The 14975-nt window shown below is 41.5% G+C and carries 14 protein-coding genes, 1 riboswitch and 1 other annotated feature; of the genes, 3 read left to right on the top strand and 11 right to left on the bottom strand.

Annotated elements, in window-relative coordinates; genetic code table 11:
• Positions 1-42 precede the first annotated feature (42 nt).
• Complete coding sequence (locus tag MKX62_RS08015) at positions 43-1416, bottom strand: anthranilate synthase component I family protein (RefSeq protein ID WP_338654314.1); 1374 nt, start codon at positions 1414-1416, stop codon at positions 43-45.
• 67 nt (positions 1417-1483) lie between these two features.
• Positions 1484-1710 (bottom strand) — a binding site (T-box leader).
• Between the two features lie 345 nt (positions 1711-2055).
• Here MKX62_RS08015 and rluF point away from each other — a divergent pair.
• Positions 2056-2760 carry a 23S rRNA pseudouridine(2604) synthase RluF gene (gene rluF, locus MKX62_RS08010; RefSeq protein ID WP_067204263.1) on the top strand — a complete coding sequence of 235 codons (705 nt, stop codon included), beginning with the start codon at positions 2056-2058 and terminating at the stop codon, positions 2758-2760.
• A gap of 61 nt (positions 2761-2821) precedes the next feature.
• Here the strand turns inward: rluF and MKX62_RS08005 are convergent, their stop codons facing one another.
• The 4 genes from MKX62_RS08005 to dacB form a co-directional block, all read right to left on the bottom strand.
• Positions 2822-3547 (bottom strand): amino acid ABC transporter ATP-binding protein, encoded by a 726-nt coding sequence (locus MKX62_RS08005; RefSeq protein WP_340741164.1) that lies wholly within the window; start codon positions 3545-3547, stop codon positions 2822-2824.
• Between the two features lie 12 nt (positions 3548-3559).
• Complete coding sequence (locus MKX62_RS08000; protein WP_067204259.1) at positions 3560-4228, bottom strand: amino acid ABC transporter permease; 669 nt, start codon at positions 4226-4228, stop codon at positions 3560-3562.
• A gap of 40 nt (positions 4229-4268) precedes the next feature.
• On the bottom strand, positions 4269-5096 hold the full coding sequence (locus MKX62_RS07995) for a transporter substrate-binding domain-containing protein (RefSeq protein WP_187046322.1): 828 nt from the start codon (positions 5094-5096) through the stop codon (positions 4269-4271).
• 133 nt (positions 5097-5229) lie between these two features.
• Positions 5230-6780 carry a D-alanyl-D-alanine carboxypeptidase/D-alanyl-D-alanine endopeptidase gene (gene dacB, locus MKX62_RS07990; protein WP_340741163.1) on the bottom strand — a complete coding sequence of 517 codons (1551 nt, stop codon included), beginning with the start codon at positions 6778-6780 and terminating at the stop codon, positions 5230-5232.
• A gap of 154 nt (positions 6781-6934) precedes the next feature.
• On the opposite strand from dacB, the gene mgtE reads away from it, so the two are divergent.
• Positions 6935-8293 (top strand): magnesium transporter, encoded by a 1359-nt coding sequence (mgtE, locus tag MKX62_RS07985; protein ID WP_156475934.1) that lies wholly within the window; start codon positions 6935-6937, stop codon positions 8291-8293.
• A 71-nt stretch (positions 8294-8364) separates the two neighbouring features.
• Here mgtE and MKX62_RS07980 read toward each other — a convergent pair whose 3' ends face one another.
• On the bottom strand, positions 8365-9048 hold the full coding sequence (locus MKX62_RS07980) for a GNAT family N-acetyltransferase (RefSeq protein ID WP_340741162.1): 684 nt from the start codon (positions 9046-9048) through the stop codon (positions 8365-8367).
• A gap of 79 nt (positions 9049-9127) precedes the next feature.
• Between MKX62_RS07980 and MKX62_RS07975 the strand changes: the two genes are divergently transcribed.
• Positions 9128-9499 (top strand): VOC family protein, encoded by a 372-nt coding sequence (locus MKX62_RS07975; RefSeq protein ID WP_340741161.1) that lies wholly within the window; start codon positions 9128-9130, stop codon positions 9497-9499.
• A gap of 168 nt (positions 9500-9667) precedes the next feature.
• On the opposite strand, the gene MKX62_RS07970 is transcribed toward MKX62_RS07975, so the two are convergent.
• The 5 genes from MKX62_RS07970 to MKX62_RS07950 all read right to left on the bottom strand — a co-directional run bounded on the left by MKX62_RS07970 (position 9668) and on the right by MKX62_RS07950 (position 14658).
• Positions 9668-10801: a DHHW family protein gene (locus MKX62_RS07970; RefSeq protein WP_340741160.1), complete on the bottom strand. Its 1134-nt coding sequence runs from the start codon at positions 10799-10801 to the stop codon at positions 9668-9670.
• An 11-nt stretch (positions 10802-10812) separates the two neighbouring features.
• Positions 10813-12222: an MBOAT family O-acyltransferase gene (locus MKX62_RS07965; RefSeq protein ID WP_340741159.1), complete on the bottom strand. Its 1410-nt coding sequence runs from the start codon at positions 12220-12222 to the stop codon at positions 10813-10815.
• Positions 12223-12440: 218 nt separating this feature from the next.
• Entirely contained in the window at positions 12441-13001 is a 561-nt protein-coding gene (locus MKX62_RS07960) for a DUF4358 domain-containing protein (RefSeq protein ID WP_340741158.1), read from the bottom strand.
• 300 nt (positions 13002-13301) lie between these two features.
• Positions 13302-13919: an NAD(P)-dependent oxidoreductase gene (locus MKX62_RS07955; RefSeq protein ID WP_340741157.1), complete on the bottom strand. Its 618-nt coding sequence runs from the start codon at positions 13917-13919 to the stop codon at positions 13302-13304.
• A gap of 31 nt (positions 13920-13950) precedes the next feature.
• On the bottom strand, positions 13951-14658 hold the full coding sequence (locus MKX62_RS07950; protein WP_340741156.1) for a sulfite exporter TauE/SafE family protein: 708 nt from the start codon (positions 14656-14658) through the stop codon (positions 13951-13953).
• 165 nt (positions 14659-14823) lie between these two features.
• Positions 14824-14935: riboswitch (SAM riboswitch) on the top strand.
• The last annotated feature ends 40 nt before the right edge of the window (positions 14936-14975 follow it).

Genomic DNA, 14975 nt, shown 5'->3' with positions numbered 1-14975 from the left:
CTCCTCTGCTCTGCTCTTTCTCATAATCAATTCATCATCGATTTAGTTAATGACTTCCAACAAGGACTTGGCTTTATTGGCCGTTTCCATAAATTCTGCTGTTGGATCTGACGCTTGCACAATTCCTGCTCCTGCCTGAACATATGCTTTACCGTCTTTCACAACCATCGTGCGAATCGTCAACGCAAAATCCATATTCCCGTTGAAACCGATATACCCAATTGCCCCGCCGTAAATACCCCGGTCCATTTTCTCCAATTCATCAATCAATTCCATTGCTCGTTTTTTCGGTGTACCTGTTACCGTACCCGCCGGAAGGCATGCCGTTAACGCGTCCAATGAATGTAGCACTGGCGACAATGTTCCCTCTGCTTCCGATACAATGTGCATAACATGCTCGTAACGAACGACTTCCATATAACTTGTGACTTGCACCGAATCTGGAAGGCATACTTTCTTCAAATCATTCCGTCCAAGCTCAACCAACATATCGTGCTCCGCTAGTTCTTTTGGATCCGCCAACAACTCTTTTTCTAGTGCTAGATCTTCTGCTTTATCTACACCACGTCGGCGTGTCCCTGCAATTGGATTCGTCATCACTTTGCCATTCGCTACACTTACGATACTTTCTGGGGACGTACCTAAAACAACGTGATCATCGAATTCCATATAATACATATAAGGTGAAGGATTACGCTTTCTTAGCTTTCGGTATAATGAAAATGGATCACCGTTAAAGTCCGCCACTAAACGCCTAGACAGTACGATTTGCTCAGCCTCTCCTTGCTCGATATACCCTTTTGCTTCGCGTACCAACTCTTCAAATTGTTGTTGTGTGACAGAACAGCTATAATCCGAGAGCGCAAAAGCCAACTCTTCTTTTTCCGGTCCGGATAACATACTTTCTGCCAGTGCGTCCAAATCAGGAGCACTTTGTTCCGGATTAATTTCCGTATGCAGCAATGTCACTTCATTCAACACATGGTCGAAAATAATAATGGTTTCGTAAATATTAAAATTAACATCCGGAAATCCCATATCGTCATGGGAACGCGTCACACTGTCGGAACCCGCTCCGTAACCAACGTAGCCGACCGCTCCGCCTGTGAAAGGAAAATCGATATCATCCGTAATTCGCGGCATCAATCGTTTCAACAGCACAAACAAATCGCCCTCGTGTACATATTTCTTGCCAGTAGCATAAACATGTTCTTCAAGTTTTCCGTCGCGTCCGCTATAAGACTTCAGTGGATCCATCCCAAGGAAGGAGTAGCGCCCTGATCCCTCATGTTTCGAAGAACTTTCTAATAAAAACTTTCGCTGCCCCTGCATTCTTCTGAAAATCAATATGGGTGTTAATGAATCCCCATTTAACTTCTTCATTGTCGTCCGTAAACTCGTCTGTTCTCTACTCATCTCAGCTCAACTCTCCTCTTTTTAGGTATAAAAAAAGTCCTCTGCAAAAGGACAGATTAGTCCGATTGCAGAGGACGGAATAGACCGCGTTGCCACCTCTAATTGAAGCATTGCTGCTTCCACTTAGCGTGCCCATAAGACACATCCCGTAACGTGGGATCTCACGTCCTACTTGAAAAACGATTCAAGTAGACTCTCATAAGTCCATTCACACCGGCCGCGAATCAGTTTTCACCACCCACTGACTCTCTACAATCGCGCTCCTGTGCTACTCTTCTTATTCATCAATTTCTCAGCTATGCTCTTCTCAACTCGTCTATCGTGGGCGGCACCGCTCCCGGTACCTTCTGCCCGTCTTTGGTAAAATGTTATTCCCATCGTATTACAAGGCGCGTTAGTTGTCAATCTTTTCTGTTTCATTCGCGTCTGATTTAAAATCGGGGCATCTTCTTTTGCGTGATTGCAACTTTCGAATTCTAATTGCAACTTTTTGGTTTTAATTGCAACTTCGAACTTCTAATATCAACTTCTTGATTCTAATGGCAACTCCGCACTTCTAATACCAACTCCATGGTTTTGAACATTTTCCGTAGACGCGCTACAATAGAAGAAAGAACTTTCTTAGATAGGATGACATACATGAGAATTAATAAGTATTTAAGCGAAGCCGGGATTGTTTCCCGTCGTGGCGCGGATAAATGGATAGAAGATGGACGCATTACGATTAACGGGCAACTTGCCGAGCTCGGCAGTAAAGTCGAAGATGGCGACGAAGTCCATGCTGATGGAAAACTAGTGAAGACGGAAGAGCAACTCGTTTATCTTGCGCTCAATAAACCCGTTGGCATTACTAGCACGACGGAACGCCATATTAAAGGTAATGTCGTCGACTTCGTCAATCATCCGCTACGTGTTTTCCATATCGGTCGACTCGACAAAGACTCAGATGGACTTCTTCTTCTGACAAATGACGGCGATATCGTCAATGAAATCTTGCGCGAAGAAAATGGCCATGAAAAAGAATATATCGTCACTGTCGACCAACCAATCACGAAGGAATTCATCAGACAGATGGAGTCAGGCGTCCCGATTTTAGATACGGTAACAAAACCATGTAAAGTAAAACAACTAGGACCACGTAAATTCAACATGACATTGACGCAAGGCTTAAACCGCCAAATCCGCCGCATGTGTTCCGCACTTGGTTATAATGTTCGAAAATTACAACGTACGCGCATTATGAACATCCATCTTGGTGACTTGCCGAATGGTCAGTGGCGTGACTTGACCGACGAGGAACTGTCGGAAATGTTCAAGATGTTGAATTATGAACCGAAACGCTAATATAAAAAAGATATCCCGCACCTACTAACACCGGTGTTGGATATCTTTTTTATTCACTGCCTTATACGTCAACCATCTCTAAAAATTGGCGTGTCCGTTCGTTGGTCGAATGGTTGAAAAATGTATGCGGATCTGTATTTTCAATGATACAGCCTTCGTCCAGCATAACAATTCGGTCGGCAACTTCTTTTGCAAACTTCATTTCATGGGTGACAACGACCATCGTCATACCCTCATTGGCGAGATCCTGCATTACTTGAAGTACTTCCCCGACAAGTTCTGGGTCAAGAGCTGATGTCGGTTCGTCGAACAAGAGCGCTTTGGGTTCCATTGCGAGTGCCCGAGCAATAGCAACACGCTGTTTTTGCCCGCCTGATAGTTTACCTGGATAGACGTCTGCTTTATCAGATAAGCCGACTTTTTCCAAGATAATACGCGCCTCTTTCTCTGCGCGTTCCTTCTTCATCTTTTTGACAATGATTGGTGCCTCCGTGATGTTTTCAAGCACTGTCTTATGTGGGAAAAGGTTAAAATGCTGGAACACCATTCCTACTTCGGCACGCACATTCGACAAGTCATCTTTCTTCAGATCGACTTGTCGTCCATCAATTATAATTTCACCTTCATTCGGCATTTCAAGGAAGTTCAAACAGCGAAGCAACGTACTTTTACCCGATCCGCTGACTCCGATAAGCACAACAACTTCTCCGGTCTCCACATCTAGATCGATTCCTTTCAGCACGTCAAGATCGCCGAATGACTTGTGGAGGTTTTTTGTTTTAATCATTTAATTTCCTCCTCATATACTGTCAACATCCAGCTTTTTCTCATACCATTTCAGCAGTGCCGAGAAGATTAGTACAAGTACGAGATAATAAACCCCGACGACTAGGAATGTTTCGAATGGTTGGAATGATGCTGCCGCTTCCCTGTTTGCCAGTCCGAACATTTCCGAAACACCAATAACGTACACAAGTGATGAATCTTTCATGGTAATTATGAACTGGTTTCCAAGTGGCGGAATCGCACGGCGAAGCGCTTGCGGAAAAATAATTCTCCGCATTGCTTGCCGGCGGTTCATACCAACCGCAAGACTTGCTTCTTCTTGCCCGCGATCGATTCCCTGTATGGCGCCCCGGAAAATTTCCGCAATATAAGCACCATTATGAATACCTAGCGCGATTGCACCGGCCCAGAAATTCGAAAGGACGACGATATTCGTAATTCCGTAATAGAGAAACATGATTTGGACAATCAGCGGAGTCCCCCGGATTAAAGTAATATACAGGTTTGCGATTGTCTGTAAAATTTTTGATTTGGATATCTTCATTAATGCAAAAACTATACCTAGTGCAGTACCTAACACGAGTGCAATTGCTGTAATTTCCAACGTGATAAGTGCAGCTTTTAAAAATCCTGGGTACGTTCGTATGAATACCTCATAAAGTGTTATAAATATCTCTGGCACTAGTTATACCCTCTTTCTGTAGTCAAGTCTGTGGAGTCATTCATTCTAAAAGCTCCACACCTTCCAGATCAAGGTCTAGTAGATTTCGATCAAACCATTTCTTTGAAATTTCATCATACGTACCATCTTCAATTATTTCTTTCAGCGCTTTGTCAATGTCTTCCCTTAATGCATCATTGTCAGGTCGTACAGCGATGGATGGCTGCTCTACCCATAGCGGCTTTCCGACTTCCTTAATTTTAAAATCATTATCAATCGCTTCATAGCCTACGATATCGGCTGTGATAACTGCATCGAGACGGCCTTCTATAGTCAAATCTTTTAGTGCAACTACATCACTGCTATAATACTGGATATTGTCCGAAAGGGTTTGTGCGGGTTTTTCATATGTAGATTGGGCCACGACACCGATTTTTTTACCTTTCAAATCATCCTCAGACTTAATATCCTTATTATCTTCGGATACAAAAATCATTCCGCCCGAGTAATAGTAAGGTTCAGTAAAGTTCACCTGCTTTGCACGCTCTTTCGTATAAGCCATTGATCCAATGATTGCATCGAACTTCTTACCGATTAGCCCCTGCATAATTGTTTCAAAGGGATTTGTCACTGGGTTCGCCTCTAGCCCCATCTTGTCAGCAATTGCCTCACCAATCTCTATATCAAAACCAGTTAATTTCCCTTTTTCTTCAAAATTAAATGGCTTATAAACACCACTCGCGGCAAAAGTCAGACTCCCTTTTTTCATAAGTTCATAGCTTCCATCGCCGTCACTTTTTTCTGCTCCGGCATCCTTCTTTGTCCCGCATGCCGATAACACCAACACCGAAACAGTTAACAATAGAAATAGTACTTTCAACTTCCCCATAGTAAAAGTTCTCCCCTTTTTATCATCCCGGATGTTTTTCCGGTTTTTACCTTACTCTCTATCTCGTTCCCTATTCTTTTTCTGCTAAACATAAATATGCACGAAATATGCATTTTATTGCATATCAAATTGCTCACTTTGACTGATAGTTCGCAAGTGTAATAGCGATTTTGTCTAGTATTTCAGGCGTCGTGTCATTCAAATAGTTATTAATCATAATAGAAAAAGTAAGTATTTCTCCATCTTTTGTTGTAACGTAGCCAGACAACGCGGTGACTCCGTTCAATGCGCCCGTTTTCGCTTGGACGTTGCCTGCTGCCGTTGTCCCTGTCATACGATTGCGCAATGTTCCTCCAACAAACCGTTCTCCATTCCCTGCTACAGGAAGCGCATTCAAAAATGCTGGATACCATGGTTTTGTCTGTGCTGTGTAAAGCAGTTTTGTCACTTCATTCGCCGTGACAAGGTTTTTATGGGACATACCTGATCCATCGCGAAGCAGCATATTTTTTGTATCAAGTCCTAGAGTAGAGAGTGTTGCTTCTATGATCGAAAGCCCCTTATCCCAACTGCCCTCGCCACCTATAGTACGCCCCATCTCTTTAACTAGTACTTCAGCATGTCCGTTATTACTTAATTTCATGAAGGGAATGAACAATTCATGTAGCGGCATTGAATTTTTTGACGTCAGTAAAGTAGCCCCTTTAGTCACTTTTTTGCGCTCGACTTTCGGAGCTGTCGAAAACGTAATGCCCAGTTCTTCAATTGTTTTTTTGAAGATGCTAATCGTGTAGTTTGTCGGTTCCCAGACAGATGCCCAAGTGCGTGTTTTTGTTGAGCCTTCTGGAATCGTTCCGGATACGATAAACGTATTTGTACCGTGTTGCCTTTCAACCGTAATACTTTTCTTGCCTTTTTTAGCTACCGTTTGAGTCTTGTTGACGACTGTCAGGTAGTTATTTGCTGGTACCATGGCGACTTGTCCCGCCTGTCCTGATTTCTTGGCAGGATTCACTTCGACAATGACCGTACCTGCGTCATAGTCGTCATTTGGAGATAACGTCAGTGCGGACACCTGGGAACCTGTATAGTAGGGTTCATCAGACCAGTTTAGGTCTTGGGAAAGTCTAATGTCATCGTACCAAGTATCATCCCCGTAGACGTTTCCTGCGATGGAGCTGATTCCCTTCGCTTTTAATTCGGATACGAATGCCTTCAGGTCGTTCTTCGTCAGTGTCGGATCGCCTCTTCCTCTTAAATAGAGATTGCCGTGCAGCACGCCGCTCTCTATTCGCCCATCCATATACAACTCAGTCTTGAACGTATGCCCTTCTCCAAGTGTTTCAAATGCCGCAGCGCCTGTCAGTAATTTCATGACGGATGCGGGGTGGACTCGCGTATCTCCTAGATGGGAATAGACAACTTCGCCGGTTGCTGCCTCACGAATACTTACCACAGTCGTCGCACCTTGTAATCTCGGGTCTTTCAAAATTTCGTCAATGTCATGAAATCCATACGTTTTTTGCGGTTTATCGACTGGTTTATCAACTTTAGCAACTGATACTGTCGTATTGTCCGGGGCGGTGGTATGGTTATCCTTACCGTTAAATCCGTTTATCAGCAAGACAATCATTACAATTACTAGTAGTACGCTTATCAACTTCAATTGCTGGCTCTTTTTCAATCGATCTTCGCCTCCCACCCAGTTAAGTAAATTATTCCTTTTAATAAACAAACAATATGGTTTTCCGATGAATGAAATAGGGCATAAAGCTATAGAGAGAGAAACGGCAGCACTCTGATCCATCTCTCACCATTTTTTTAGAGAGGTGTATATTTTGGTTCATAAAGACCCTGAGAATGGAATCGCAACTGCGCTAATCCATATATTAAAAGAAGGAAAAAGAGAGACATTCCATGAAATCATGAAGGAATTGAAACCTTTCGATATTGCAAACCAATATGAAAATTTACCAGTGAAACATCGGCCGTTATTTTTAGAATTCCTTACGTTAGATGAATTAACCGGGTTATTACGTCATTTATCACAGGATGATCAGCTCCGTGCTTTGCGAACAATCGGTCCTGCCCGCTCCACGGATATATTGGATCTTATGAAAAATGATGACCTTGCTTTCCTGTTATCGGGACTTCCCCAAAAAGAAGCCGATGCATTAATTGCCGAAATGAAACAAGAAGAAATGGACATCATCCGGCAGATCATGAATTATCCGCCAAAAACGGCCGGAAGAGCGATGACGAACCGCTTCGTATGGATTCATAAATCATATTCTGTCGAGCGGGCAGTAAAGAAACTAAAGAGTTACGCTGCACTTGCGGAGTATCTAAACTATCTGTACGTTCTAGATGATGACAAAAAAGTTATCGGTGTCGCATCGTACAGAGACCTGTTGCTCGCAGAACCCGAAGCTCAAATAGAAGACATCATGTCACGGAATATCGTAAAGGTAGGTGTGATGACCAAACAAGAAGAAGTTGCTAAGATTATTGGCCGTTACGATTTCGTTTCAATGCCTGTCACTGATGATGAAGGTGTTCTGCTCGGTATCATCACGGTGGATGACGTCCTTGATATTGTCGTCCGGGAAGCGAATGAAGATATTGAAATGCTACTGGCCTCCGGAAAAGCGATTGACTTCAGAACGAAGCCGTTAGTTGCCGCCAGAAGACGTTTACCATGGCTAATTTTACTGCTGTTCATTGGACTTGTTTCTGGAAGTATCATATCCCGTTTCGAAGCGACGCTTGAAGCCGTTGTCGCGCTCGCCTTCTTCATGCCTATGATTGCCGGAATGACCGGGAATACTGGAACACAATCACTCGCCGTCGTTGTCCGCGGTCTTGTATCCGAGGATCTTGATACGAAAAAAATGCTGAAACTTATTTTTCGGGAGCTGTTAGTCGGGATTATTATCGGTATTGTCTGTTCCATCGTCATTTCAATTATTGCTTATATTTGGCAAGGTAGTTTTGTACTCGGACTTGTCGTTGGCGTCTCTTTACTTATCACACTTATTATCGGAACGCTGGCGGGTACAATCATCCCGCTCGTCTTGCACAAATTCAATGTGGATCCTGCAGTTGCATCGGGTCCGCTTATTACTACCATCAATGATATATTGTCGCTTTTGATTTATTTCGGAATCGCGACAATGTTCATTTCAAAATTGATGTAAATCAAAGAGGATGCGATTTTACTCGATCGGGTGAAGTCGCTCCTTTTCTACTTGTCATGAAAGTCGATAAACTATTTACAATACCGTACAAGCCAGCCATCCGTACTTCCTGAAATCCCAGTCCCTCGCCATCCTTCTTCAAGCAGTTTTTGCTGAGCTTTTGTATCTTGCATCGGAATGAATTGCTCCACTTCCCATTCGTCCCCCTCTTTATGAAGATGTTTCACAAAAACGTAACGCAACACCCCGTCATATTTCTTTTTCAGCGCGGCAATTTCCATCTGCTGTGAAAACTTGTCCTTGAGACTTGCGATGTTAAACGGAGCAACCGTTGCGCAAACGTACTTATAGTCTGCCACTTTCAACTGCTCCATTAAGACGTCTGCCATAATCTTTTGCAGACGGTAGCCACGATAGCGTGGCGAAACAGTCGATATCTCCTGATAAATAACAGACTCAAATTCCGTCGAATCAAGCCCAACGTCTGAACCGAGATGCTCTTCATCTGCTCCAGGGACAAGTAATGCACGGAATGCGACGAGCCGTTCATCTGCAAACACCCCTACCATCTTACCGCCGTCAGCCAAAATATATTCGTACTCTTTTTGGGATAATGAAGATAACGAACTTGGATTATCAAGTACATAAACCACCTCATTCTGTACATGTATAATTTCATGAAGGTCTTTCAGGTACAGTCGTCGAATATAAAACGGATGATTATCTTTTAACAAACCACTATAAAGAATATCCATCTTCTTGTCCCTCCGCTTCGTTGGATAAAACTGGTATGCTATACTAAATGAAAAGATTACTGAATAGGGGATTACTTTTGTGACAAGTTTAAAAAGTATCGGCCAAATTGGGATTCCTGCAAAAGATATTAATCGAGCTATTTTATTTTATAAAGATTTACTTGAACTACCGCTTTTATTCAACACTGACACAATGGCTTTCTTCGACTGCGACGGTATCCGCCTTATGCTTAGTCTTCCCGAAAAGGAACAATTCACAAACGCAAGTTCCGTCCTTTATTTCCAAGTAGATGACATCACAGCAAGCTATAGTCAGATGAAAGAAAAAGGAGTTTCATTTATCGATAAACCGCATGTCGTCGCAAAAATGGACTCCACAGAAACGTGGATGGTGTTTTTCAATGATACCGAGGGGAATACGCATGCGCTGATGAGTGAAGTAGCCGTATAACTATTTAATGAAATATACTACTCACTTATTCATGTTAAAAAAAGAGTTGCTTCACTCATTATGAGTAAAGCAACTCCTTTTCTTGTCATCAAGCGTAATTCACTAATAAAGCATCGCTCGTTCTACGGCATCTTCGCATTAACCAACGATCCCATTCGTACTAAAATTTTATTTCAATGTACTTTGCGACAACCAAATCATATTTGGGTCCTTTGTAAAATTAGCAACATTGTATAAAAATAATACTTCAGAGATGTTTTGATCATTCAAATACATAAGGACATCCGAATGATAATATCGAAGATCTAGTACATGTATTTCCTCAAAGTGATTCGCTAAAAAGGGGATAAATGCATGAGCATAGGAATCTTTAACAATCGCCAACTTACGGCCATTTCCGACCCCTGTTTTAATTTTTACAAGTGTATGATTACCATCCAAGAATAGCGAATACTTATCCTTTTTCTCAAGATAATCCCATTCGTATAATGATTCAGATTGTCGTCCGTCTTCATAGGTCACTGTTTGAGTAGTTTCAAACTTTGGCAAATAAACTTCAATCTTGTCCGGCTCAACACCGATCGCATTCGTCTTGGAATGGAGTGTTCCGAAAAAATTTTCAGCTACCGTTTTAATACGAAAGTCGTCTTCTTCATATGGCTTTATCCCCAACGCTCTTGCTGAATCTCTGTAAGCTAGATATGCCCCCCGCATCGTCCAATGGTGATCTGTTTTAAAATAGATTTGATCGTTACTTTGCGATTTGAGCGCATCGTATACATCAATTACCTCCATTATGGAATCCAACTTTTCTTTCGCGGTTTCAAATGCTTCTCTTTCGCTGGAAGTTTGAGCAAAAAGGGGCAGTTTATCCTCATATAGCGCTATCGAAGTTGGTGCAAGTAATACATACGACTGAATACCTTTTGCATTTGCAGCAAACCTTTTCACATACTCAATGTTTTTATCAAACTGTTCGCCAGGTTTTTCAAATGGTTCAATAAGGAATCCATCTTTGCCAAAGAAAACCCCGTTATTTTCTTTTTTCAATGAAGCCCTTTCCGACATCGCCTTCAGCCTCACCCAACCGTCTTTCCAAATAAACTGATCAGACATATACGTTTCATAACGCGCCGTTAACTTTCCAGAATAAAAATTTGGCAAAGTCCATTCAGGCATTTGAGCTAATGGACGGTTTTCTCTCTCAGAGAAAGCACGGTCGCTAGCTACCACATTGAATAACCCTATTCCAAAAATGAATACCAAAAATACACCTACAAAACACTTTTTATGAACAGACAATGTGTCACCTCCTAGAAGCGAAAATAAAGAAATGGGTTATATGAATCATCCGCTAAGTAAGCGGTCGACAAGACGAGAATAAGTAAACAAAATACAGGAATTAAAATTTCGTCAATCACTTTATGCCAACGTGTCATTTTATTCCTCAACGTTTTCAAAATTGGAACCGAGCCAATAAAAGCTAACAGAAAGAGAATAGCATTTGTATACGCATCGTACATGAATCGCTCATTTACCAATGCTTGTCCCGAAAACCCAAACATAATTTCCAAATAGGTAAAACTCATGGAGAGGTCTTCAAAAACGAATAGTACCCAACTAATCATGATGATAACAAACGCGTAAATGTGTTGGAAAATCGGGTGCATTTTTTCGAGTAGCACCAGTAACCCTGCCTTTTCAATCGCAATCAATACACCAAAGTAAAGACCCCAAGCCACGAAATTCCATGCAGCCCCATGCCATAATCCGGTCAGACCCCAAACGATGAATAAATTTAGATAGAGCCTGTATTTACCTTTTCTACTCCCGCCTAGTGGTATATACACATAGTCCCGGAACCAACCGCCAAGCGTCATATGCCACCTTCGCCAAAAATCAGAGATACTGCGGGAAACAAACGGATAATTGAAGTTTTGCGGAAAATTAAAACCGAACATTTTTCCGAGGCCAATGGCCATATCAGAATAACCGCTAAAATCGAAATACAGTTGCAAACCAAATGCTGCAATCCCCATCCAAGCCGACAATACCGACAATTCAGCAGGACTTTGCTGCTGAATTTCACTCCATAAAAATCCTATGTTATTGGCGAGCAACACCTTCTTACCAAGCCCGATAAGAAAAATCTTCACACCTTCTGAAAATTGATTAAGCGTAACACGTCTGTTTTTAAGTTCATGTTCAATAATTTCGTATCGTACGATAGGTCCTGCAATAAGCTGCGGAAACAAACAAACATATAGCGCAAGCGTCAACGGATTTTGTTGTGCTTTCACCCGTCCACGATACACGTCGATTGCATACGACATCGTTTGAAATGTGTAAAAAGATAAGCCAATCGGTAATGGAAGGTCCAAGGCATTTACATTCATGCCGAATAAATTATTGATGTTTTCAATTAGGAAGTCTGCATATTTGAAAAAAGACAATAAACTTAGATTAATAACAATAGATGAAAGTAATCCGAGCTTCGCTTTAAGCGGCGCAGTTAACCTGTATTTTTGAATAAATAACCCGTGAAAATAATCTGTAATAGCCGAAAAAATCATTAAAAATATATAAACAGGTTCTCCCCATGCATAAAAGATAAGACTAACGATAAGGAGAATGCCATTTTTCATCTTTCTAGAACCGCAAAAATAAAGGAGTAATGTAGTTGGTAAAAAGAAAAATAGAAATAATAAGCTACTGAATACCACACAATCACTCTCCTAGCTTTTGCTATGTAGAAAGACGCTTATTCAGCGCCCTTCAAATACGCCTCGGCGTGTGTTTTAGTCCGAATCTTGAATTGAGCATGTGCCTGCAGGATACAGGCATGCAAACATTGACGCAGGACGCGGCAAACTTAGATTCCTTCAAAATCCGTGACATCCGCTAGAGGCTTCTAAAGTCGCGAAATAAGCAACTTTAGAATTCACTTTACTTTTTCATCAAAAATCTGCTCTACTGCATCTACATTGCCATACGTAACGTATAGAACAAAATCACCTGTCGTTTTTAACACATTGTTTTTCACTTTTTCATATTGATCAGGAAGATATTGTTCCCATGTTTGTATTTGTGCATCTAATTCTTTTTGCAACGAGGCTTTCAATGATTCTGCGTCCTTCTCATTCTTCGCTTTCAAGACAATTATTTCATCCGAGTTGATATTAAACATAGAGTTGAACATCAAACCTTCTGCTAGTAACTCTTTATCAAGTTCTGTTCGCTCCATAAATATTTGTGTCATTGAATCGTCTGTTTTAGCATTTACTAAATTCGTCTCCACATAATTTTGAAGAATTTCCTCATCAGTTTGTCCATCGTCGAATCCTGCATCTTTTATATCTTGTACAACTTGCCCCTTAATACTTTCCATTATGTCTTTGACGGAAACTTCGTCCTTTATACTGTCATTTAATCCTGATCCCGAACAACCCACCATCGTAAAGATAACCATTGCACATATAAGCATTCCAAACTTTTTTTTCATAAAAAATTCCTCCCCAACCTTTCAACTAGCAGTTACTTTGGCTGCTAACTGATTTGACGGATGATCTTTATTTTCGTTTCAGGCATTTTTTGGAATTCCTTTATAAAGTGAAAATTCAATCGGGATGGGGGTTCTGCCCGTTACTATGGGGTTAACAACGCAGTGTTTCACATGAAACATTGTTACTATGGTGGCCAGCAAAGTAACTTTTTATTTTCCAAATAAAAAGCATCACTCCATAAAAGAGTGATGCTTTTCCGTACAAAAATAGCACTGTCAACGACAGTACTACTCTGTTTACTAATATGAAATTCCTACACGAAACCCGATATTATCGCCTTGCAGTAGTTCGCCGTAAGCAAAAGCAGCTGTGTCACCAACGGATATTTGTTTACCTTCCTCTGGCAACAAATCGCGCTCAGTTCTGTAGTCACCCACCGCAACACCATCCGGCAAATAAGTAGGACAGACAATTGTCCATTCAAGCCTCGATTGACGCAGCCTGTCATACACTTTATGGTGCTCCTCCGCTGCAAAAGTTAGTCGACGATTTGTATCTCCAGCTTCATAACGCAGTTTTTCGGGATCAATCTTACTTTGCAAGATGCCTGCTGTCCCAATTGTGACTAGCCGATTAATTCCTGTATCCTCCATCGCTCTTATCATATGAGGAACTGCCTCAGTCAACGTTGTTGTTTGGTCTGTACCTAGCGAACTGAATACAACGTCCATTCCAGCAACGGCAGTCGAAACTGCTGCAACATCACGGACATCACCTTGGATAATCGTCAACCTATCATGTGGCGCCAATTTCTCAGGTGAACGGACAAGTACCGTCACTTCATGCCCTTCTGCTAATGCTAAATTTAGGACTTCCCCACCTACGCGCCCTGTTGCCCCAAACAATGCGATTTTCATAAGAAACATCTCCATTCTATAAATTACTTTCTCATTTTATTAATAAATAAACGCCCGTAAATAGTAAAATACCATATGTGAAGATCCGAAAGGTCTTTTGACTGATATGACGGAATAGTAGTTGTCCTAGATACAATCCAGCAAATACTAGCGGCAGTGCCATTCCGATTGAGGTCCAGATACCTTTATTTGTACCAACAAAAAGCACTTGAATGAGTAGACTAACGGAATAGATGAATAAATAAAACGCGAGTGTCGTTGCACGTAATGTTTCTTTTTGCATAGCCGTTCCTGCAAAGTAGAGCAAAAGCGGCGGACCTGGCATGCCAATTCCTGTCGTCAATGTACCGGATAATCCGCCAACAACAAGGTCCCCACGTTTAGTTCTCTTAATTCGAAGGTTCAGGACAAGCAGCAGTGTTAGCAAAAGAAGAACAATGCCTATGCCCGTTTTCAATTTGTTGATATCCGCCGAAATGAACAAAATGATACCAATTGGCAGTCCAGATAAGCTCCCGATTATCAACTTTTTTAATAGGTCTGTATCCACATCTTTACGTATTTTAGCAATAAGTGCGCTCGAAATAACAAGCGACAAAACTAGGTTAATCTGAATGGCCTCCATCGGATTGAAAATCATGAGTAGAAAAGGTGTCGCCATGATCGAAAAACCAAATCCTGTACTTGTCTGTAAAATGGACGCAAAAAGTATAATGCTAATAAATATAAAAATTGTCATTCTCACACCGCTTTCTCTATCACTTTAAGTGTATCAGAATTCTGAAATTGTTTACGACTATTAGTAATCTGAATTATTTTACTTTAGTAAATTCATTGACTTTACCTAATTTGCACACTAGAGTTAGATTCAATTCTTGCAACAATCGAATAGCACTACATCACTTTCTTATCCAGAGAGATCGAGGGACAGGCCCTATGACATCTCGGCAACAGGTTCATGACCAATGAACACTGTGCCAACTCCTACAGACGCGTATGCGTTTGGAAGATGAGAACGAGATGGCTTCTTTTATTAGAATCCTTCTTTTTCTTATC

Origin of the sequence: Sporosarcina sp. FSL K6-5500 (genome assembly GCF_038005665.1) — a bacterium.
GTDB lineage: Bacteria > Bacillota > Bacilli > Bacillales_A > Planococcaceae > Sporosarcina > Sporosarcina psychrophila.
This window is presented reverse-complemented; position numbering and strand designations above follow the sequence as displayed.